Genomic DNA, 21,013 nt, shown 5'->3' on the forward strand with positions numbered 1-21,013 from the left:
TTCTTAATTAACATCCGTGAACACGCTTTCATTTTTATCTACTATACTATAAAAAAGTAATTTATTAAATATCTAAATTTGTCTATTCTTTGAACTTATTAAAAAAACATAAAAAAATGATTAACTTAAATATAAAAATTTGTTTATTTTCGCTTAAATGATAAGTATGGGGAGGTTTTTAAAAACCTCCAGCCACCTGAATTGGATTATACTAAATTATATAATTTAGCGTATTTATCTTCTAAGTATTCGATAAAGTAATTAACATTCAAATCTTCACCTGTCACATCAACTAAAAGTTCTTTCGGTTCTTTTAGTTTTCCATATTGGTGAATATTAAGTGTTAGCCAATTAATAATTTGATGAATTTCTCCGCTTTTTAAGATCATTTCATAATCGGTTAAATCCTGTTTCATTTTATGTTTAAACTGCGCTGCGTACATTGCACCTAACGCATACGAAGGAAAATAACCAAAATCTCCTCCTGCCCAGTGAACATCTTGAAGTACGCCTTCTCGATCGTTTGATGGAACAATTCCTAAGTATTCTTCCATTTTTTGATTCCATACTTTTGGTAAATCCTTAACTTGTAAATCTCCATCAAATAGTTCTTTTTCAATTTCATATCGAACCATTATATGCAATGGGTATGTACATTCGTCCGCTTCAATTCGAATTAATGAAGGCTCACTATGGTTTATTGCTTTATAAAATTCTTCTACCGATAATTTTTTTAAATAATCACCAGTTTTTGCAATTAAATTTTCATACTGTGCTTCCCAAAACTCTTTACTTCTTCCAATCATATTTTCAAAGAAAAGTGATTGTGACTCATGAATTCCCATCGATGCACCTTCACACAATGGTGTCCCAATTAAATTCGATGATAAATTTTGCTCATAAAGTGCATGGCCACATTCGTGAATGGTTCCAAAAAGCGCACTCATAAAATTATTTTCTATATATTTCGTTGTCACTCGAACATCACCAGGATTTAATGTAATCTGAAATGGATGTACCGTTTCATCTAAGCGACCTGAATCAAAATTATAACCTAATTTTAATAGTATATCTTCACTTACTTCTTTTTGAAGATCAATAGAGATTGGTTGTGACAGCTCTTCGCGAATTAGATTTATTTGCGATTTAGAAATTTTGGCTACTAATGGTACAAGACTTTCTCTTACTTTACTAAAAACCTCATCAAGCTTCTTTGTTGTCATACCAGGCTCATAAAAGTTTAATAAAGTATCATATTTCTTATCCTTGTAACCCCAATATTCAATAAATTGCTTTTTCATTGCTACAATTTTTTCTAAATATGGTTGGAACTTACTAAAGTCACCTTCATTTTTAGCGTCTTCCCAAGCATTTTCGCTTAGCGAACAAAGCTTTACATATTCTGCATATTCATTTTTGGGGATTTTACAATTTAAATCATAATTTTTTCTACATTCCTTAACAGATTTTTCAATGATTTCATTTAAGTTTCCTGTCCCTATTTCTTTTTCTAATAAATTCAAATAGTTTTCCATCGTACTTGATGTTGTCATTTCAAATACATCTGCAGAAAGTTGACTAATCACATTTGATCTTTGTTCTGCTCCATTTTTAGGCGCTCCAGTTCTTAAGTCCCAATACATAACATTAATTGCTTCATTATAATTTTCGATTTTCTTTAAATAATCAATAAATTCTTCTTGTATCTTATCTATTGCCATTTTTACCCCTCTTTTCTAAATTTTGTCTGTTTATCTCATTCTATCATATCATTTATATTGAATTCATATTTAACTTAAAAAGCACTTTCATTATCAAAATACAGTTAATATTAAAGACATAATGAATAAAAATATTGTACAATACACCCTAGGTGATGTTATGAAAATATTAGTATTAGGAGCAACTGGAAGAGTTGGTTCATTTTTAGTGGATTTATTATTAGAAGCTAAATGTGAAGTAATTGCTTTCGTAAGGGATGAACAAAAAATAACGATTCGTCATGAAGCTCTTACAGTTTTAAAAGGAAATACACTAAATGAAAAAGATTTAAATTTGGCTTTAGAAAACGTTGATGGAGTAATTTCTGCTTTAAATACAGGGGGTGAAAATATATTGTCTAAAACAATGGAAATACTGATCCCTCTTCTTGAAATGAAAAAAATAGATAGGATCGTGACCATTGGAACTGCAGGTATTTTACAATCTAGAGTCGATCCAACCGTTCTTCGTTATTTAAGCTCTGAATCAAAACGAAAATCAACAACCGCAGCAACCGATCATGAAAAAGCATATAACTTATTAAATGGAAGTCAGTTAAATTGGACGATTGTTTGCCCAACCTACTTACCAGATGGTCCAGTAACGAAAAATATTCGTGTAGAAAAAGATTTCTTACCGATTGGTGGCGAAAGTATCACGACTGGAGATACAGCTTTTTTCGCATTTAAAGAATTTTTCGAATGCAATTTTAGTAAATCTAGAGTCGGAATATGTAATGAAAAAAGCTAGCGAATGCTAGCTTTTTAAGATGGATTAACAGGCAAACTGTTTAAGATTTTTTCTTTCGTTTCACTGTTCAGATCATTCTCGATAAATAACACGATTCTTCCTTTATCCTCATGACTACGGATTAGACGTCCAATTCCTTGGCGTAATCTTAATAGCATATAAGGCTCGTCGATCTCAGAATAAGGGTTTTGTGAATTTTGACGTTTTGATTGGAAGACTGGATCATTTGGCGGGAATGGTAGTGCGTGTATAATCACTTGACTAAGTGACTTACCTTGAATATCTAATCCTTCCCATAAATGAACAGCACATAAAGACGCGTTAAGATCTTCTTGGAATTTTTGTACAATCGAACTAATTTCCTCTTCACCTTCAAAGTATAAATTGAAGTCTAATTTTTCGTTTTCAACTTGTAATTTAAATTTTTTCATTTCTTGAGTTGAATTGAAGAGAATTAATGTACTACCATTATTATCTTTTAACTTCTCAATAATCTTTTCATTTTTTTCCTCAAACTTGGTTGGGTCAACTTCATTTAGCTCTATCTTCATTTGTTCATCATAATCAAACGGAGAATTCACTGAAAATGATAGGTAATCTTTTATCCCTAAACTACTTGCAATATAATCAAAAGAATTATTTTGTGAAAGAGTTGCAGATGAAAATACGATTGGCATTTTCTGATTAAATACTTTTTCTTGTAAAAGTTCATTTACAGCCTTTGGCATGATCACAAGTGTTAATTCATTTTGATTATATTCAATCCATTGAATGGCAGTAATTTCATTAATAAATAAATTTAAGCAACGCTCAACATCATCTAAGTGCTCATCAACAATATTTAACTGATACTCATCAATCGTATACATTTCACTTTCAAAGACTAATTCATCACCAATATTACTAATTTGAGACTTTAATCTTCTTGCTAATTTAATTAATCTCTCATTCATATTTAGCTTAAAACGTCTAGAACCTTCAACTTCTTCGGTATTGTTATCTAATTCATAAAAGAATTGGTCATACGTTTCTAATGTATCTTCTAGTAACTGTTGGAAGCTTTCACGTGTACCTGATTGCATTAAAAATGATAAAAATGTATTTAATGTCTCCTGTTGAAGACGATAAGTTAACGATTTTTGACTTGCAAATTCTAGTAAATGTCCTTCATCAAATACTACACAACTTGGATTAGGTAGTAACGGTAATTGACCTTCACGTTTTCTTGATTCTACTGTCCAAATATGTTCCATATAAAATTCTTGTGAGCATACAATTAGGTCAGTTGCTTTACGATAATGCTCTCTTGATAGAGTTTGTCCACATCTATGTCTTTGTTCACAAGTAGAACAATCTTGGAAATAATCATATGAAATTGTATCCCACTCTTCATCTGTTAATTCCTTATATTCAGTACGGTCTCCATATGGAGTAAATTTTTGCAGTGTTCCATAATCATTTACAAAACTAGGTAAATTTTCATAAACCCCTAAAACAGCATCCGACACATCAATTTCTGAACGTTGTAAATCTAATTTTTTTAAACATAAATAATTTGTAGTTGATTTAGCTAATCTAACATCAATTGACAAATTTAAAGCATTCGATAATTTTTCGATATCCCCATTTTTCTTTACAAGCTGTTCGATTAAAGATTCATCAGCACATGCGATAATAGCTGGCTTACCAGTATATCTTGCATAGCATAAACAATATAGCAAGTAGACAAACGTTTTACCTGTACCAACACCTGCTTCAGCAAAAATAACTTTCTTTTCTTTAAACGCTCTTTCAATCTGATAAGCCATAAAGATTTGCTCATCTCTTAATTCATAGCCAGCATCTGGTAATAAATCGTAAAAAACGTCCCCAATCCATTCCCCTAGTTTTTCAATGAATTGGTCTTTTTTTCCTACCTCAAAAGGTAATTTAGTTGAATGACTCATTGCGACCCCCAAAATGTAAATTAAAAAGAAAAAGTCCTCATGTGAGAACTTTACATTTGCAAATTTATTCGATCCATTCTATTTAATAAAAATTGTCTCTACCCGCTATCATACAAAAAATGCGGTGGAAAGGCAAGAGAAATAAGATACGATCACCTAAAGACTAAAGGATTCTTAAGTGGCGTATTTAAGACACTTTTTAATGATCTTTACCAGCCTTTTGCTTGTTTTATCATTTCTTCAACAATAATCTGAGATTTTAATGCTTCTTCTCCATTGATCGATGGTTCTTCATCAGAGTATATACAATTGATAAAATGGTTAATACAATCCTCAAAACCTCTTTGCTTTAATGTTGTGTCCCATGATGATGAAAACGAATTATTTATTGAATTATTTTTTTCAACTTCAAAGTTGCTCATATTTTTTACCCTTATAATCGAACCTTCTGACAATACTTCTAAGCGCTCAAGATTAGTTCCTGACTTTCGATGCATTACTGTATTAATAGTTGTTCCCTCAAACGATTCATATTGGTGAGTAGCGTACACTAATTGATTATTATGAGTAAGTTGCACTCTTCCATTTATCAAGCTAACATCTCCATCTGCAAACCATCTAATCGTATCAACTAAATGTAAATAATCATCAAGCATCGTAAACTCGAATGAATTTGACCCAATTTTATTCTCTCGATGTTTTTCAAATCTAATTAACGCTATATTCTTTACTTGTTCTTTTGCCTGCACATACATTGGGCAGAATCGGCGGTTAAACCCAACCATAAGTTTTCGATTTAGTTTCATACTTAATTCAGTCAATTTTTCGGACTCTTCTAATGTAGCTGCTAATGGTTTATCAACATATACATCTTTACCTTTATTTAATAAATACGATACAACTTCAAAATGTGAACTAGTTGAACTATGTACAAATACTGCATCACTTTTTTCTGCAAGTAAATCCAAACTTTCAAAATCTTGAATTCGGTATTGTGAACATATTTTCTTACGTTTTTCATTATTTGGAGAAAATGCACCGATAAATTCCCAGTTTTCTTCTTTTGTCAGAATTGGTAAATATGCTTTTTGTGCAATATTACCTAATCCCACCATCCCGATACGTGGTTTTTTCATATTTGATCAGTCCTTTAAAATGCGTTATTTTTCTAAATTTATTGTAACAAATAATGATAAGAAAATGATTAGATTACGAAAGAATCTATTGGCAATAACATTTTAATTATCGGGAAATCTATAAGATAAAGATAAAAAGTAGTCATTTGGAGGTGTTTATTTGTACTTATATTCTTTAATTCAAACTAATTTTGATACAAATGATGATATAAGTGTTGTAAGAGACCTTTACTTACTTCAGCATGAAAAGAGTTTTACGAATGATGAATTCCATGATTTAGTCACTAGATATAAAAGTAGTGCAGAAACGAATTGGCATGTTGCACACTTGCTTGAAAAAAATCACGGATTTAGAATTGTACCTGCTATAAATTTATGATGTTAACAAAACAAATTGTTCAAATTTTGTTCGTAAGTACTTTAACGAAATCATTATAATAAAAATAAAAAGGTGCCCCAATCGTCTAAAATGGACAATTGGGAACACCTTATTAACTTTTTTACTCTTCAATCCTTCTTGGCGGTCTTTTACCAAAGTATTGATAATAATCAGTTTTAATGAATCCATTAAATAATTTACGTTTTTTTGTTGCTGGTTTACCGTAAAATTGTTCAAATCCCTCATGACTAGTAAGTACATACACTGACCATGTATCCAATTTCGTAAATACATCCCCCATATCTGAGTATAACTTTTCAACATAAGGTCGATCGTTTAATCGCTCACCATATGGTGGGTTTGTTACAACATACCCATACTCTGATTTAGTAGTAAAGTCCTTAACTTGCATTTGTTTAAAAGCAATTGAATCGGATAATCCAATTTCATCAGCATTCGCTTTTGAAACATTAATCATTCGATGATCAATATCTGACCCGATTATTTCAAGTTTTTGATCATAATTTGCTAAATCTTCTGCTTCTTGTCTTGCTTCATTCCATCTTTTTTTGCCAATCCAGTGCCAATCTTCAGACGCAAATCTTCTAAACGATCCTGGAGCAATATTATGTCCAATTAATGCAGCTTCAATTGGAATCGTACCTGATCCACAAAATGGATCAACAAAAGGTAAGTCAGCATTCCAATTTGTTAGTAACACTAATGAAGCCGCAAGTGTTTCTTTTAATGGTGCTTCACCTTGGTCTACACGATATCCTCTTTTATGTAACCCTTCACGACCTGTAGTATCAATAGTTAACGTTACGATATCTTTTAATATAGAGACTTCCACTCGAAACAATGGACCATCTTCAATTAACATACCTTGAATATTTTGGATCGTCTTTAATTTATCAACAATTGCTTTTTTGACGATTGCCTGACAATCTGATACTGAAAACAATTTTGATTTATGAGATTTACCTGACACAGGAAATTGGCCGTTTCTTGGTATAAACAGATGCCAAGGTAAGGCTTTCGTTTTTTCAAATAATTCATCAAATGATGTTGCCTTAAATTCACCAACACGAAGTTTCACTCGGTCAGCTGTTCTAAGCCATAAATTCGCTTTCACAATGCCAGCTTCGTCTGCTTTAAATAATACTCGACCATTTTCAACTACTACATCTTCAAAACCTAGGCTTTTTATTTCTCTAGCGACTAAAGCTTCGATCCCCATTGCAGCAGTAGCAATTAATGTATATTTCGCCAATTTTACCACCTATCTCATTCAAATTAAGAATGAATTTTTCTTTTCGTATTTTCATTTTAATTCCTATTTTCATTATGAACAATTTACGTCAAAATTACAAAAAACTCTCCATAAAATGAAGAGTTTTTAAACAGTTTCATCATTTCAAATGTTCTGTAAGCCATGTTCTGTACCATTCGCACTTCAACCGGCTCTCGCCTCGTACTACTAGGTGGTAATCATCTATCTACAGAATAATCTGTCCCTTTCTCAGTTCAATTCCTTTGAAAGGATTCCCCTACCATAATTTGGGTTTCTCGCTCGTGGGGTTTACCGCGTTCCACTCCTCTCATTTCTTCGAGGACTACGTCACTGTGGCACTTTAAAGGTAGTAGAACCATATCCTAAAATAGGACTTAGGTCCGTTCCCTGCCGTTAGCTGATTTCACAGCTACCCTATCTTATGACTTCGATAGGCACGAACACTACAGCCATCGCAGGACTGTGCGAGCATGGACTTTCCTCAACAACGTCTAGCGTTGCAGCGATTACCCGAACATATTGAAACGAACATTTATTAGTATAGTAAATTATACTTAAGTTTGCAATGCTTTCTTAAAATATAAATTTAGTTAAAATTATTCGAATAGTTTACTTCCAAAAACATGCTTCTCTAAATTTGATAATCTTTTTAGAACATCCGTATTCGTATTATTAAACGGTGAAGGTGGAGGTGTAGCTGTGTTCTTTTGATCCTCCAACAATTTTTTATACTTTGCATTTTCTTGTTGTAGGGCTACGATTTGATTTTGAAACGATTCATAATCTTTAATGATAGTGTCTAAGTATTGATCCACTTCCTCTTGATTATATCCTCGCATTGAAACTTTAAATTCTTTATTTAGGATATCTTTTATACTTAGTTTAATTTTTGTTGATTCCATGTGTGTCACCCCAAAACATTTAGAAATATTTACCTTCTATTTTTTCAAAGACTTCATAAATTGTCAATTATCTATTCTATATTTCCCTATATTTATTCTCATCATTCTCAAATGACTCTTCTGCAATCACTTGTAAATCATCAAATGTGATGGTTTCTACAGGATAATTAAATAGTTCATTTTTCTTATATGCTAAATCATATAAATATCTAGGACTACCTTCTTTTTCATTATCGTAAAATAAAATACACCCTTCACTTTTACTAACTAAAAATTCATTTTTTGCTTTTAACTGGATTGGGGATTCGTATGGTTTTCTTGAAATTGAGTCGACATGATCTGCTCCAATTAAGATTTCATTATAATATTCTTTATTTGCTTCATTCCAATTTTTCTCTTGATTTTCGTATGGTGTAAAAATACCTAGCTTTAAATTTGGATAATCAAGTTGAAGTTCGAATACTACTTCTGCTGCCCATAATTCTGTCCCCATTTGACCAGAAATAATAATCCATTCTAGTTCATCTATAAATAAAAGTATTTTATTTTTTATGGCTTTTTTTATGTAATTAACTGCCTCATGTTTATTCGAAAAAATTCCTAATTCAAATGATTTATAACCAGATATTAGTAGTATCTTCATATTACCTCACAATAATAAATAGGAAGAACTAAATGTTCTTCCACAAATTAAATTTTATTTTATTAAATACTCTGCAATATTTCAAATATTTAGTAACAAATAAACATTGTAAGTATAAATTTTTCTGGCAAAAATCTTAATTAAAATAATATTCAAATGTAGAATTTATATTGAGGGAATCTAATATTTGACTTTGCATAGTAGTCGTAAGCTTAGTGGAAATCAACTATTAAGACATTTAAGATTAGTATTTAATATTTGATTGCTACTCATAGAGGATATTTTATTCCCTTTTAGATTAGTTATGATGATAGGAATATTATTGTTAAAATTTTTTCATCGAAATTTTACAAATTTTACTTATGATAAAATTACATATAAAGCTTGTTTAAAACTCGTAAAAATAATTAATGTTAATGTAATTGTGAAAAAATATAAAAAAAGTATTTTCTTCAAAATGATCCTCTCCAATATCCTAAATATACTTTAATGTCAACTTTTTTATTTTATTAGGTTTGAACATATTTCACAACAATAATTTTAACAATGTTTAAAAGTTTAAATATTCTGATTTTTATGAGTATAGACAATGATTGCCGAAAGCATTTTATTCCTTTAAAATGAGTTATGAAATCGTTTTAAATACAGATAATTAATGCAATTCAAGGAGTAAAAAATGATTAACAAAAATTCCCCAATACCAATTTATCATCAGTTATTAGAATACATAAAATGTAAAATCGCATCAGGTGAATATCCTGCTGATGAATTGATTCCATCAGAAAGAGAGTTTTCAGAGAAATTCCAAATATCTCGTATGACCGTTCGACAAGCATTAAATAATTTAGTTCAAGAAGGTATAGTTTACAGACAAAAAGGTAAAGGAACATTTGTTAGTCGTCAACAAGTTGAAAAAAAAATTAGTAGATTAAATAGTTACACTGAAGAAATGATTGAGAGAGGTTTAAAACCTAGTAGTAAATTAGTTCAATTTGATATCATAAATTCTGATAAAACATTATCCAATTTACTAAAAATAAAAGAAAACGATCCAATTTATTTTATAAAACGCGTTCGTTTAGCAGACTCAATTCCGATGTCGATTGAAAGTATCTATGTCTCATGTGAGATCGCACCAAACCTAAATCAAAGTGTTCTTGAAAAATCATTTTTTGATTATGTAAATGCCAATATTCCCGACCCTATTCAATATGCTGATCAATCAATTCAAGCTAGAATGCCTTCGGAGGAAGAAGCAAAATTATTAGAAATCCCAATGAATTGTCCCGTATTAGCAATTTATCGTACGACATATTTAAGAAGCGGAAAAATTTTAGAATACGAATTAACAGTATATAGAGCAGACCGCTACAAGCTTGTACATTCTTTATCTAGAAATGATTAAGATTAAAAAAGCCAGGGATTCCTGGCTTTTTTATTTGAATAAGCCACCAATTTGTTTAAATAATCCACCTACTTGATTCATCGTATTCATCATTTGACCAGCAGTAGACATCATTTTAGGTACATCGTATGAACCTGAACTATTTTTAAATTGATTTAATATTGAAGAAAACTGAAAAGATTGGCCATTATTATTTTGCTGGTTTAATTTTTTGGGGTGAGCAGGATAAGGTGTACTAGGCGCAAACATTGGTGGAGTTGTGAAAGGACCTTGTTGTAACATTTGAGCTTGTTGAGATTGCACTCCAAACTGATTTTGAGGGCTTGTGAAATAGTTCGTTTGATTACCGAATTGTGAAGGATTCATTGCCATATATGGATATTGGCTTTGCATCCCCCCGTAATAAGTAGGATCGTATTGATATACTTGGTTATACATAGCAGTAGGATTTTGGGCTGTATAGTGCTGAGGTGCTAAAACAGGTTCTTGACTTAACTGACCATAATGACCAGATTGTATTTGTTGTCCCCCATAAGGAGATGGTTCAATCATATGTGATTGTTGTTGGGCTTGAGTTGACTGTGCTTGTTGCATCGGCTGTGCATGCTGTATCTGTTGCGATTGTTCTGGCACTTGTTGTGTATTAATTGTAGGGTTTTGTGTAAAAGGTTGAATTGTATTCCCATAGTAACGCTGATCTTCATTCATAAATTGATTGATTTCTGGATAATTAAAATTCTCATCAATCATTTGATTTTGCTTTCTAAACCACTCAAAACTGTTATCTGAATGGTTTGGAGGAAACATTTGAGATTTCATATACTCACATCCATTATAAGTTTTCTCATTTATAAATATGTTACAATTGCCTATTCTGTTACTTCTATTATGTTATGCGCTATTTGTCATAATATGTCGGAAGTTTAAATTTTTAAAAAAATTTAAATCTTGAATATTTATGGTACATTTTAATTAGTTATACAAGTTACTAATTAAATTTTAATGTTGGAGGGGTAATAATGACTTTACAAGAATTAAAGAACAAGTTTATTTCATCAAAAAGTTTCGAACCAATTGACTTTAATCAATTAATGGACTTTTTACAACAAAATTACCTAAATGGCGAGGTTACTATTCAACATTACAGAGAATTAGTTAAAGAACTTGAACGATTTGGTGCATGTAAGCCTATTTAGTGATCGCAAATATTGGAAAATTTATTTTATATGAAAAAAAGCGATACACTTTTACAATTTAATAAAAGTGTATCGCTTTTTTCATTTCGATTATTGATGGATCCAATTTATTCATATTAAACGATTGCTACTATCTATTTATTAAATATTAAAAGCTAATTGTCTTCCTAAAAATGGTGTTGAGATCCAACTTCCATCCTCTTTTGCTTGACTTACTTTCTTTTCAAAATGATGAAGATGCACTGTTGTTGACTGGACCTTATTTAAAAGTAAATTTTTTTCTTCATCACATGTTTGATCAATTCTTAAAGCTAAAGATTGCTCAATGAATTCAACCTCATTTAAAAATTCATCAATTGCTCGAAAAAAATCATCTCTTTGAATTAATTCCATACAGATCAACACCTCTTCCCAATTTTCTTTATAAATAAATTCAACAGCAGTTCATCTACCTCCTTCTCCATTGACAAAACTAGTACTATTTCGCTAAACAAAGTGAATAAAGGTATTATCATCTAAAATTTCGACAAAAAAACTTGTAATGCAATACAGAATTGGGAAAGTTATATTACATGGAGGTGTTTTTCAAATGGCAAAAAATAAAAATGTAAAAAAGAAAAAACAAGAAAAAAGTAAAAGTCAACAAACTGGCAATCCAAAATTAGATGGGCCTAACTTCCCTGCTACATAAAAATGGCGCTATTTCTCCTATTGAAAAACTGATTTGAAAGTAAAAAGCTAGCATCTGTTTGCTAGCTTTTTTCAGCTAAAAAAAATCCCGACTTGAAAGTAAATATCCTTTTGTGCAATTCATGTCTAGTTACTTTCTTTCCGTCTTAAATTTTGAAATGTTTGTGCTTTTCAAATCAAAAAAATCTAGCATTTTTATTGAAAAATTGATTTTAATTTTAACAATGAACTAAGTAACTCTTGCTTAATTAAAAAAGATTGCTTAAAGCTATCTTCATTCGTAACTTCCTCATTTTCATACCATATAGTTAAAAATTTACTATTTATATACCAGTCATCATCAACTGTTCGAGTATGAGGAATGACTGGATAGACATCTCTTAACTTCGGATTATTTGAGCTTGTAATTCCAACTAAGGCTTCATAATCACTTCTACTGCCTGTGTGAATAGTTTGCTTAGCAAAATCGGTAAATTCAACATGTAATTCCTTATGAAATAAAATTGAATATAATTGTTTACCAATTTGTATCCTTTTCGTTAAATCTTCAAATTGGTAAACAACAAGTCCATACAGATCCCCCTTACTTGATGGGAATAGTACATAACTAAGTTTTAATTGTTCCTGAAGTTTAAATGCTAAAGAATTAAAAACTTCACTTTTAAAAAATTTATTTTGAATGACTGGTCTTTCAATCATATTTTGTTCGTTAATGATCAATGAATAGACTAGTCTTTTTTTATCTCGATCCGTCCAATATTTTTCCCATTCAATTTCCATAAAACTAGATACAGAAAAATATTTCAACAAATAAAAAAATGGTTTATTCTTTCTTTTTGAATATTCATAAAGAAGTAACTGTGGAAAAGCATCTAAAAATATAATCCAATTTGCCCGTTCATACGTTATAAAAAGTTGTTTTCTTTGTTTTTCACTTAGTCCATTAACGAATAATTGGTTTTCCAAATCGGTCATGTTATAGCCTGCATTACGTGAAACCATACTTGCAAGAAAAGACCATTCAATTTCACTTTGTCTAAAAAAATATTGTTGGTATGCAATTGTTCTAGAAATATTATCAGCATTATACTTAACTGTTTCCTTCTTAATTAAATCAATAAGTTTACCTTCATCCTTTGATAATTTATGATCTTCTCTTCTTTTTTTTATAAACCCTTTCCAGCTCTCATGGTTTACATTCATTGACTCACCCCAAACAATCTGGTATTTTTTTACACGAACATCTGTTTTAGTGCTATAATACATGTTGTATGTAAATTAAGGTGGAGTTGGTTTTATGACAATAAGTTACCCAAATAGAAGGAATAATGTAGTTCAAAAAAGTCAAAAAAATAACGAAATAAAAGAGAAATCAAATAATACTTATAGTAATCGTGGAATGTCACTTGAAGATGATTTAAATGCTACTAATACGTATTATTTATCAAATAACATCGCAAACATACATAAAAAACCTACACCTGTACAAATCGTAAAAGTAGACTATCCAAAAAGAAGTGCCGCAGTTATTCGTGAGGCCTATTTTAAACAACCTTCAACAACTGACTATAATGGCATCTACAAAGGAAAGTATATTGATTTTGAAGCTAAGGAAACCAATAATAAGACTAGTTTTCCTTTACAAAATTTCCATTTACACCAAATACAGCATATGGAAAATGTACTGAATCACGGTGGAATTTCGTTTGTCATAATAAAATTTTCATTATATAATGAAATTTATTTTATGAAAGCAACTGATATTCTTACCTTTTGGAAAAGGCAAACAGATGGTGGAAGAAAATCAATATCAAGAGATGAATGCAAAGAGTATGGAACGTTACTTAAACCAAGTTATCCAATCATTGTTCCTTACTTAAAATGTATCGATGAACTTTTTGTAATTTAATAGTTTACTAATTTCATTAAGTTCATTTGAAAGGCAGGAGAAACAAAAAAATGGAAAAAGCGTATAGTTCACGACAAGAACGTAAACAAATGGAAATGGAAAAGCCTTCAAATGGAAAACCAAAAAAGCGTGAAGGTTTATTGAAAAAAATTACTTTAACAATTTTGACATTAGCGGTACTTTGTATTCTTGGGGGAGTGGGAACTTTCTATTATTTAGTAAGTGATGCACCAAAACTAGATGAATCAAAGCTAAAAGTACCCCTTTCGTCTACTATACTTGATAAAAATGGGAATGTTATTGCAGAGTTAGGAACTGAACAAAGAACGAAGATTTCATATAACGAGATTCCTAAAGTAGTAGAAGATGCATTTATTGCTACTGAGGACGTACGTTTTTATGAGCATAAAGGTGTCGATATCCGTCGTGTGATTGGTGCGGTTTTAGCTAATATTACTGGTGGATTTGGATCACAAGGTGGTAGTACAATTACTCAACAAGTTGTCAAAAACTCATTCTTGTCTCCACAAAAAACAATTAAACGTAAAGTACAAGAATGGTATCTATCATTCCAACTTGAACAAAAATATTCTAAACAACAAATTTTAGAAATGTATTTAAATAAAGTTTACTTCTCAAATGGTTTAAAAGGTCGAGGAGTGTATGGTGTAGCAAAAGCAAGTGAAACATATTTTAGTAAAGATATATCAAAAATTACGTTACCTGAAGCAGCTACACTTGCTGGTATGGTACAAAGTCCAAATAACTTCAATCCAGCAAAACATCCAGCTGAGTCAGAAGCAAGAAGAAATGTTGTATTAAGTCAAATGAAAAAATATGGCTTTATAACAAATGAACAATATACTAATGCAAAAGCAATTCCAGAGAAAACATTAGTTAAACTTCATGAGAGTGGTCAAACAAAATATTCAGCCTTCATTGATGTCGTTATGGATGAGGTAAAAAAATACGGTGGTGCAGATATAAATACAGATGGATTAACAATCGAAACGACTTTAGATCCAAAAGCACAAGCTAAAGCAGATGAAATTATTAATCGAGGAGCTGAATTTTATCCGAGTGATGATTTCCAAACTGGTTTTGTATTAACTGACACTAAAACAGGTGAGATCAAAGCTGTAGGTGCTGGAAGAAACACAACTAGTGGCGGTCTAAATTTTGCTACAGATATAAAAAGACAACCTGGTTCAACGATTAAACCAATCCTAGACTATGGTCCTGCAATTCAATATTTAAAATGGTCTACTAACCATCAAATTGTTGATGAGCCATATCAGTATTCTAATGGAACACCTATTCGAAACGCAGATAAATCATATAAAGGTAAATTATCGATTCGTAAGGCGTTAGCCGGTTCAAGAAATATTCCTGCTTTAAAAACAATGCAGGAAGTTGGATTAGATAAATCACGTGAATTTGGTAACGGACTCGGCTTTAACTTCCAAAAGAACAGTTTTTATGAGTCTCATGCAATCGGTGGTTTTACAGGTGTATCTGCAATGGAAATGGCAGGAGCATATGCAGCCTTTGGTAACGGCGGTGTTTATATAAAACCACATGCTGTAACGAAAATAATCTATCAAGATAAAACTGAAAAAATATTATCTCCTGAACCAAAACAAGCAATGAGCGATTACACAGCATATATGATTACAGATATGCTACGTGATGTTGTTAAATCTCCTGGCGGTACAGGTGGTAGAGCTAATGTACCTGGTCTTGATATGGCAGGTAAAACTGGTACAACAAACTACCCTCAAGAGGTAAAAGACAAGTATGGCTTCCCTTCAAACGCAACTCGAGATAGTTGGTTTGTTGGTTATACTCCAGATGTTACTATTTCTGTATGGACTGGATATGAGAAAAATAAAGAAGGCCATTATTTAAGTAAAACATCAACAAATTTAGCTAAATATATTGCAAGAGATATGTTAGCAGCAACAGCTGATCGTTCATCTGAGTTTCATAAACCGAGTTCAGTTATGAGAATTCAAGACGAATTATATATTAGAGGTGAAAAAATAGATGATTATCCTACACCTGATAAATTAGATTCAGCGAAAAATGTTACTGCGAAATATGATGAAAAAACGAGCAGTGTTACGTTAAATTGGAAGTATCCTGCTGAGTTACTGGCATCTACTACTTTTGAAGTTAACTATGATATAAACGGTGTTAATGGCCAGACTCAAAAAGTAAATGGAACATCAACAAAAATTGACGGAATCGTAGCTGGAAACAAAGTTAAAATAACAATCGTAGCAACTAATGGCGAAACTAAGAGTGCAGCTGTAACTGTTACAGTCGATTTAAGTACTACTGAGGAGCCAACTACCCCACCAGATGATAAAGACCATGGTAAGGGCAATGACAATAATAAAGATAAAGACAAAGACCATGGTAAAGACAAAGGCGATGGTAAGGGCAACGATAACGGTAAGGGCAACGATAACGGCAATGGTAATGGTAATGGTAATGGCAATGGTAACGGCAATGGTAACGGCAATGGTAACGGCAATGGCAATGGTGATGGCACAGGTACTGGTGACGGCACGGGTACTGGTGATGGCAATGGTGATGGTAATACGAATCCAACTACACCTCCTACCACACCAGATCCAACTAAACCATCAAAACCAACTAATACGAATCCAACTTCGTATAACTCAGATTCATACTCTACTGATCGATTTAATAAGTTGGAACGTAATCTTATTGCATAAATTAAAAACCTCCTCATTTTTTGAGGAGGTTTTGCTATGTAATAAATATTCTATACGAATTCACTTGCCTTTTTGGAACACTAATCCTAGGAATTGCCAATTTTCCATATATATAAAATAAGCCTCCTTACCTTGAGGAGGTTATTTTTTGTTTATAATAAAGTTTTTCTAACTCCGTATATAAGCCGGAAAGTTGAATAAAAGAGTGATAGTGGTCGGGTTGATTTAAAACAAAACGAATACGCTCGTCTAAATTGATTGGCTTAACCTGTAATTTATCTAACTCAATCAATAAATTAGTTAAATTAAGTAGCATTTTGCCATTTATCCATGTAAGAATTGATATAAAATTTGCTAAGCCTCTAATCATCGGCTCATAAGCAAGTTTTCGATTCCGTTGTTTAAAGTAGTTAGAGATGTGTTCGGATTCCTCTTTCCACTCATTAAACATTTCTTTCATAATTTCATCACTTTCATTCGGTATGTTAGAGCTTTTATTAACTAGAATCTGATTACTTTCATAAAAAAACGGTTTATTTTTAATTTTAATTTCTTCATTTATTATTTGATCACTTGTATTGTCTTTATAAAATGGCGTTACGATAAATTCTTTATAAATATTATTTGTCATTTACTTTCTTCACTTTCATTCGTTTTTTTCCTTCTCTACACATATCAAGTAAAGGACATACCTCACAACTTGGTCTTTGAGCTTTACAATGGTATCTTCCAAAAAATATTAGTCGATGATGAGTTACTCCCCAATCTTCAATCGGAACTTTTTTCATTAATGTCTCTTCTACTTCTAAAACAGAATCTTTCCAACGGCATATCGCTAATCTTTTTGAAACCCGCTCAACATGAGTATCTACAGCGATTGCTGGAATATTAAATGCGACTGACATTACTACATTAGCTGTTTTTCTTCCAACTCCAGGCAATTTTACTAACTCTTCTCTAGTACGTGGGACTTCTCCATTAAATTCATTAATAATCATATGACTTAATTTTTGGATATTTTTTGCTTTATTCCTAAAAAGTCCAATAGATCGAATATCATTTTGTAATTCCTCTAAAGAAACATTTAAATAATCCTGAGGTTCCTTATATTTTTCAAATAGATTTCTTGTCACTTTATTTACTAAAACATCAGTACATTGTGCAGATAAAGCAACCGCTACTACTAATTCAAATGGATTCTTATGATTTAACTCACAATGTGCATCAGGGAACATGTCACCGATTATATTAAGAGCTTCATTTATTTGTTGTTTGTTTAACATTTTTAACACTCCTTACTAAACAAAAGCGAGGAGCATGTCCTCGCTTTATTTTTCAAGCCAATTATAAAAAGGAATTGATCCTGTATACTTTGTATCGTTTTGTGGTTCTCTTGTTTCTCTTTTTCTAAAATGCTTACTATAATTCATAGCTTGGTCCACTTCTTTAATACCGTTTTTCTTCCACTCAAAAAGAATACGATCTATATAACGAAAATTTAATTTCCCACTTATTACTGCTTCTTTAAGTGCAGCCTTAATTAGTTTTTCATTATGATCATCTTGGTCCATCCACATTGTCAGCGTTTCAATCTCAAATGGAGATAATAATCTACCAAATTCTTTTTCGAAGACTAAGTAAATTGATTCCTCATCTTGTTCAATTATTGAAGTAATAGCTTGCTTTTCTTTTGATTTTTGACCATTCTGGGTCAAGTCAATTAATTTTAACCATAATGGGGAAAGTGAATATGCTTCACATCTTAAATTATGATGGTCTATTTCTTCTGTAATTTCTAATAAACCTTTTTTAAGAAGTTCTCGAATAACTTCCATGCATTTTTGTTCGTTTATTGACATAATCTTTGCTAATTGAGTAGGTGTTGGAAACGTATGACCTTGTTGTTGAAAAGAGTAAAGCTGTAGAATCATGACTAGTTCTTCTTCATTAATATTTAACGAAGAATAATGACTGAGAAGTATATTTGGAATACTAATATTCCCAAATTGAATCCAGTTAAGAATGCTATTATTATTCACTTCGAACACCTCTAGCATAGTATAGCATGATTACATAAAATATACAGTAAAAGAAACTTGTGAAATAAAAATAAATAGAGGCATGGAACTCACACCTCTATTTTATTATCTCTATTTTATATTTAAAAAACCAACTAATAAATTAGTTAATTACGGATATAGTTCAGAAAGTGGATTTCACATTATCATACTTCTAACTCGTACAAAATCTTCCCATGAAAAAAGCTAAGCATTCGCTTAGCTTCACTCTTGTTTATCATACGAGTTTTTTCGTACTGATTGAAATTAACTTAATATATTTGCTTTCATAAATTGCTCAATGCGATCTAAAGCTTTATCTAACTGTTCTTGAGATGTAGCATATGATAAGCGAATATTGTTAGGTGAACCAAATCCTGAACCAGGTATTACCGCAACATTAGCTTTTTCAAGTAATTCAGTAGAGAATTCATCTACATTTTGATATCCAGCCATTTTAGCTGCCTCAGTCACATTAGGGAATAAATAAAATGCACCATTTGGTTTAACACAACTGAATCCTGGAATTGAAATTAAACGCTCATACGTTTTATTTAAGCGATCTTCAAACGCTACTCTCATTTCTTCTACAGGACCATCGCCTAACTCATATGCTTTGATCGTAGCAATTTGAGCCATTGTAGTTGGATTTGAAGTAGAGTGGCTAGCAAGATTTGTCATGGCATTAATGATTTCCTTATTACCAACAGCATACCCAATTCTCCATCCAGTCATTGAATGAGACTTTGATACACCATTAATAATAATCGTTTGCTCTTTAAGTTCTGGGCTTAATGAAGCAATTGAAACATGCTTTGCACCATCATATACTAGTTTCTCATATATTTCGTCAGAAACGATTAATATATCATGTTTTAAACAAATTTCTCCGATTGCTTTTAATTCTTCTTCGTTATAAATCATTCCAGTTGGATTACTTGGTGAATTTATAATAATCGCTTTTGTATTTTCTGTAATTGCAGCTTCGATTTGTTCTGGTGTTACTTTAAATTGTTGATGTTCATATCCTTCAATAAAAACTGGTACACCTTCTGCTAATATAACTTGCTCTGGATAACTTACCCAGTAAGGAGTCGGAATAATGACTTCGTGACCAGGATCTAAAATTGCTTGGAAAAGTGTGTATAGTGCATGTTTTGCTCCATTTGTGACAACAACTTCTCCTGGAGAATAAGTTAATCCTTGATCGTTCAATAACTTGTCACAGATCGTTTTTCTTAAAGCTGGTAAACCGTTTGAAGGTGTATATTTAGTTTGGCCTTTAAGCATTGCTGAATAAGCTTCTTCAATAATTTCTACAGGTGTATTGAAATCAGGTTCACCTGCTCCTAATCCAATTACATCGATTCCTTGATCTTTCATTTCTTTTGCTTTTGCAGTAATAGCTAGTGTAGTTGATGGTGTTAGTGCACTTACTCTTTTTGCTAGTTTCATCTTGTTAATTTCCCCCTAAATACTATAACGTTTTAAAAGCTCTCCATTTTCGAAAGCAGCGTAGTAAAAATTATATCTGCCATTTTGGTCTATATATACTACTTCCCAAAGTGGTATTTTGTTCTCTATTCCTAATTTTACTTTATGTATTTTTTTTGGGTTTCTCTCACTGACTACTTTGTCAATGATTTGTTTTTTGGTCAATCCTTCACTTTTCTTTCGTGTAATAACTTCTCCATCCTGTATCCACGCGATCATTTCATTATTTGCATCATCTTTACCACTTACAACTATTGCTTGTTCTTTCCCATGGAAATAATCAATCGTATTGACAGATTTTAAATATCCTTGATTTAAAACAAGCTCTTTTGCATGTTTTTTATCATCACTTAGCTTTGAAATTGATGATTGGTAAGTGGCGATTAAAAATAATGAAAGAAAAATGATGCTTAATCCTAGGATGACTAACCATTTTTTCATATATACCTCATTTATGTTCGATAAATTGTAAATACTGCATATTCTTGGTCTTCTTTATCAAGTGCTAGTCCAAACATTAAATCTTTTTCTTTTAAAGTGCGATTTAAACTATCAACAATTTTGTATAAATCTCTAGTATATTCAATTTTTGTTGTTGATAATACTTCAATATTTGAATTCATGTTGCTCCTCCTAAAAATGTATTATAAATACATTACAATTTATGTCATTATACCACACGTCTAGCCTGAAATCCCCTACTATTC

The 21,013-nt window shown here is 31.3% G+C and carries 21 protein-coding genes and 1 other RNA gene; 6 read left to right on the plus strand and 16 right to left on the minus strand.

Translation table 11 applies throughout. From position 1 onward, the window contains the following. Nucleotides 1-206: 206 nt before the first annotated feature. On the minus strand, nucleotides 207-1,721 hold the full coding sequence (locus tag CN925_RS05035; RefSeq protein WP_098845178.1) for a carboxypeptidase M32: 1,515 nt from the start codon (nucleotides 1,719-1,721) through the stop codon (nucleotides 207-209). Nucleotides 1,722-1,881: 160 nt separating this feature from the next. On the opposite strand from CN925_RS05035, the gene CN925_RS05040 reads away from it, so the two are divergent. Then, the gene (locus CN925_RS05040; RefSeq protein WP_098845179.1) at nucleotides 1,882-2,511 is read left to right on the plus strand and encodes an NAD(P)-dependent oxidoreductase; all 630 of its coding nucleotides are present in this window, start codon (nucleotides 1,882-1,884) and stop codon (nucleotides 2,509-2,511) included. 14 nt (nucleotides 2,512-2,525) lie between these two features. On the opposite strand, the gene CN925_RS05045 is transcribed toward CN925_RS05040, so the two are convergent. Next, a complete protein-coding gene (locus tag CN925_RS05045) occupies nucleotides 2,526-4,457 on the minus strand; it encodes an ATP-dependent DNA helicase (RefSeq protein WP_098845180.1) in 1,932 nt (643 codons plus the stop codon). A gap of 209 nt (nucleotides 4,458-4,666) precedes the next feature. After that, nucleotides 4,667-5,593 (minus strand): Gfo/Idh/MocA family protein, encoded by a 927-nt coding sequence (locus CN925_RS05050; protein WP_098845181.1) that lies wholly within the window; start codon nucleotides 5,591-5,593, stop codon nucleotides 4,667-4,669. Between the two features lie 160 nt (nucleotides 5,594-5,753). On the opposite strand from CN925_RS05050, the gene CN925_RS05055 reads away from it, so the two are divergent. Next, on the plus strand, nucleotides 5,754-5,972 hold the full coding sequence (locus tag CN925_RS05055) for a hypothetical protein (RefSeq protein WP_098845182.1): 219 nt from the start codon (nucleotides 5,754-5,756) through the stop codon (nucleotides 5,970-5,972). Nucleotides 5,973-6,093: 121 nt separating this feature from the next. Here the strand turns inward: CN925_RS05055 and CN925_RS05060 are convergent, their stop codons facing one another. The 4 genes from CN925_RS05060 to CN925_RS05075 form a co-directional block, all read right to left on the minus strand. Then, nucleotides 6,094-7,245, minus strand: a complete 1,152-nt coding sequence (locus CN925_RS05060; RefSeq protein WP_098845183.1) for a THUMP domain-containing class I SAM-dependent RNA methyltransferase — start codon at nucleotides 7,243-7,245, stop codon at nucleotides 6,094-6,096. 151 nt (nucleotides 7,246-7,396) lie between these two features. After that, an RNA gene (rnpB, locus tag CN925_RS05065) (RNase P RNA component class B) lies at nucleotides 7,397-7,784 on the minus strand. Between the two features lie 78 nt (nucleotides 7,785-7,862). Then, nucleotides 7,863-8,168, minus strand: a complete 306-nt coding sequence (gene gpsB, locus CN925_RS05070; RefSeq protein ID WP_088010652.1) for a cell division regulator GpsB — start codon at nucleotides 8,166-8,168, stop codon at nucleotides 7,863-7,865. Between the two features lie 76 nt (nucleotides 8,169-8,244). Next, entirely contained in the window at nucleotides 8,245-8,811 is a 567-nt protein-coding gene (locus CN925_RS05075) for an SLOG family protein (RefSeq protein ID WP_098845184.1), read from the minus strand. 676 nt (nucleotides 8,812-9,487) lie between these two features. Between CN925_RS05075 and CN925_RS05080 the strand changes: the two genes are divergently transcribed. Then, on the plus strand, nucleotides 9,488-10,216 hold the full coding sequence (locus tag CN925_RS05080) for a GntR family transcriptional regulator (protein ID WP_098845185.1): 729 nt from the start codon (nucleotides 9,488-9,490) through the stop codon (nucleotides 10,214-10,216). A gap of 30 nt (nucleotides 10,217-10,246) precedes the next feature. Here the strand turns inward: CN925_RS05080 and CN925_RS05085 are convergent, their stop codons facing one another. After that, entirely contained in the window at nucleotides 10,247-11,035 is a 789-nt protein-coding gene (locus CN925_RS05085; RefSeq protein WP_142339188.1) for a YppG family protein, read from the minus strand. A gap of 200 nt (nucleotides 11,036-11,235) precedes the next feature. Here CN925_RS05085 and yppF point away from each other — a divergent pair, with 200 nt between their 5' ends. Continuing rightward, nucleotides 11,236-11,412, plus strand: a complete 177-nt coding sequence (yppF, locus tag CN925_RS05090) for a YppF family protein (protein ID WP_098845186.1) — start codon at nucleotides 11,236-11,238, stop codon at nucleotides 11,410-11,412. 141 nt (nucleotides 11,413-11,553) lie between these two features. On the opposite strand, the gene CN925_RS05095 is transcribed toward yppF, so the two are convergent. Both CN925_RS05095 and CN925_RS05100 read right to left on the minus strand, forming a co-directional pair. Further along, on the minus strand, nucleotides 11,554-11,805 hold the full coding sequence (locus tag CN925_RS05095; RefSeq protein ID WP_098845187.1) for a hypothetical protein: 252 nt from the start codon (nucleotides 11,803-11,805) through the stop codon (nucleotides 11,554-11,556). Nucleotides 11,806-12,297: 492 nt separating this feature from the next. Further along, nucleotides 12,298-13,305, minus strand: a complete 1,008-nt coding sequence (locus tag CN925_RS05100) for a DUF2515 family protein (protein ID WP_180232856.1) — start codon at nucleotides 13,303-13,305, stop codon at nucleotides 12,298-12,300. A gap of 94 nt (nucleotides 13,306-13,399) precedes the next feature. Between CN925_RS05100 and recU the strand changes: the two genes are divergently transcribed. Together recU and CN925_RS05110 are read left to right on the plus strand one after the other, a co-directional pair. After that, the gene (recU, locus tag CN925_RS05105; protein WP_098845189.1) at nucleotides 13,400-14,011 is read left to right on the plus strand and encodes a Holliday junction resolvase RecU; all 612 of its coding nucleotides are present in this window, start codon (nucleotides 13,400-13,402) and stop codon (nucleotides 14,009-14,011) included. 50 nt (nucleotides 14,012-14,061) lie between these two features. Continuing rightward, the gene (locus CN925_RS05110) at nucleotides 14,062-16,755 is read left to right on the plus strand and encodes a PBP1A family penicillin-binding protein (RefSeq protein ID WP_098845190.1); all 2,694 of its coding nucleotides are present in this window, start codon (nucleotides 14,062-14,064) and stop codon (nucleotides 16,753-16,755) included. A gap of 127 nt (nucleotides 16,756-16,882) precedes the next feature. On the opposite strand, the gene CN925_RS05115 is transcribed toward CN925_RS05110, so the two are convergent. The 6 genes from CN925_RS05115 to CN925_RS05140 all read right to left on the minus strand — a co-directional run bounded on the left by CN925_RS05115 (nucleotide 16,883) and on the right by CN925_RS05140 (nucleotide 20,929). Beyond that, a complete protein-coding gene (locus tag CN925_RS05115; RefSeq protein ID WP_098845191.1) occupies nucleotides 16,883-17,386 on the minus strand; it encodes a YpoC family protein in 504 nt (167 codons plus the stop codon). After that, on the minus strand, nucleotides 17,376-18,038 hold the full coding sequence (nth, locus tag CN925_RS05120) for an endonuclease III (protein ID WP_098845192.1): 663 nt from the start codon (nucleotides 18,036-18,038) through the stop codon (nucleotides 17,376-17,378). Before nth ends, CN925_RS05115 begins: the two co-directional genes overlap by 11 nt. A gap of 45 nt (nucleotides 18,039-18,083) precedes the next feature. Then, the gene (locus CN925_RS05125) at nucleotides 18,084-18,794 is read right to left on the minus strand and encodes a DnaD domain-containing protein (RefSeq protein WP_353616063.1); all 711 of its coding nucleotides are present in this window, start codon (nucleotides 18,792-18,794) and stop codon (nucleotides 18,084-18,086) included. Nucleotides 18,795-19,079: 285 nt separating this feature from the next. Then, nucleotides 19,080-20,267 (minus strand): pyridoxal phosphate-dependent aminotransferase, encoded by a 1,188-nt coding sequence (locus CN925_RS05130; protein ID WP_098845194.1) that lies wholly within the window; start codon nucleotides 20,265-20,267, stop codon nucleotides 19,080-19,082. 15 nt (nucleotides 20,268-20,282) lie between these two features. Further along, nucleotides 20,283-20,747: a cell wall elongation regulator TseB-like domain-containing protein gene (locus CN925_RS05135; RefSeq protein ID WP_098845195.1), complete on the minus strand. Its 465-nt coding sequence runs from the start codon at nucleotides 20,745-20,747 to the stop codon at nucleotides 20,283-20,285. Nucleotides 20,748-20,758: 11 nt separating this feature from the next. Beyond that, the gene (locus tag CN925_RS05140) at nucleotides 20,759-20,929 is read right to left on the minus strand and encodes a YpmA family protein (RefSeq protein WP_082459338.1); all 171 of its coding nucleotides are present in this window, start codon (nucleotides 20,927-20,929) and stop codon (nucleotides 20,759-20,761) included. Nucleotides 20,930-21,013: the final 84 nt, after the last annotated feature.

Origin of the sequence: Bacillus sp. AFS055030 (assembly GCF_002574545.1) — a bacterium.
Taxonomy (GTDB): domain Bacteria; phylum Bacillota; class Bacilli; order Bacillales; family Bacillaceae_G; genus Gottfriedia.

Excerpts from the sequence above, each read along its gene's own strand:
- CN925_RS05035 (WP_098845178.1), bottom strand. The coding sequence starts at position 1,721 with ATGGCAATAGATAAGATACAAGAAGAATTTATTGATTATTTAAAGAAA.
- CN925_RS05040 (WP_098845179.1), top strand. The coding sequence starts at position 1,882 with ATGAAAATATTAGTATTAGGAGCAACTGGAAGAGTTGGTTCATTTTTA.
- CN925_RS05045 (WP_098845180.1), bottom strand. The coding sequence starts at position 4,457 with ATGAGTCATTCAACTAAATTACCTTTTGAGGTAGGAAAAAAAGACCAA.
- CN925_RS05050 (WP_098845181.1), bottom strand. The coding sequence starts at position 5,593 with ATGAAAAAACCACGTATCGGGATGGTGGGATTAGGTAATATTGCACAA.
- gpsB (WP_088010652.1), bottom strand. The coding sequence starts at position 8,168 with ATGGAATCAACAAAAATTAAACTAAGTATAAAAGATATCCTAAATAAA.
- CN925_RS05075 (WP_098845184.1), bottom strand. The coding sequence starts at position 8,811 with ATGAAGATACTACTAATATCTGGTTATAAATCATTTGAATTAGGAATT.
- CN925_RS05080 (WP_098845185.1), top strand. The coding sequence starts at position 9,488 with ATGATTAACAAAAATTCCCCAATACCAATTTATCATCAGTTATTAGAA.
- CN925_RS05085 (WP_142339188.1), bottom strand. The coding sequence starts at position 11,035 with ATGAAATCTCAAATGTTTCCTCCAAACCATTCAGATAACAGTTTTGAG.
- yppF (WP_098845186.1), top strand. The coding sequence starts at position 11,236 with ATGACTTTACAAGAATTAAAGAACAAGTTTATTTCATCAAAAAGTTTC.
- CN925_RS05095 (WP_098845187.1), bottom strand. The coding sequence starts at position 11,805 with ATGGAATTAATTCAAAGAGATGATTTTTTTCGAGCAATTGATGAATTT.
- CN925_RS05100 (WP_180232856.1), bottom strand. The coding sequence starts at position 13,305 with ATGAATGTAAACCATGAGAGCTGGAAAGGGTTTATAAAAAAAAGAAGA.
- recU (WP_098845189.1), top strand. The coding sequence starts at position 13,400 with ATGACAATAAGTTACCCAAATAGAAGGAATAATGTAGTTCAAAAAAGT.
- CN925_RS05110 (WP_098845190.1), top strand. The coding sequence starts at position 14,062 with ATGGAAAAAGCGTATAGTTCACGACAAGAACGTAAACAAATGGAAATG.
- CN925_RS05115 (WP_098845191.1), bottom strand. The coding sequence starts at position 17,386 with ATGACAAATAATATTTATAAAGAATTTATCGTAACGCCATTTTATAAA.
- nth (WP_098845192.1), bottom strand. The coding sequence starts at position 18,038 with ATGTTAAACAAACAACAAATAAATGAAGCTCTTAATATAATCGGTGAC.
- CN925_RS05130 (WP_098845194.1), bottom strand. The coding sequence starts at position 20,267 with ATGAAACTAGCAAAAAGAGTAAGTGCACTAACACCATCAACTACACTA.
- CN925_RS05135 (WP_098845195.1), bottom strand. The coding sequence starts at position 20,747 with ATGAAAAAATGGTTAGTCATCCTAGGATTAAGCATCATTTTTCTTTCA.
- CN925_RS05140 (WP_082459338.1), bottom strand. The coding sequence starts at position 20,929 with ATGAATTCAAATATTGAAGTATTATCAACAACAAAAATTGAATATACT.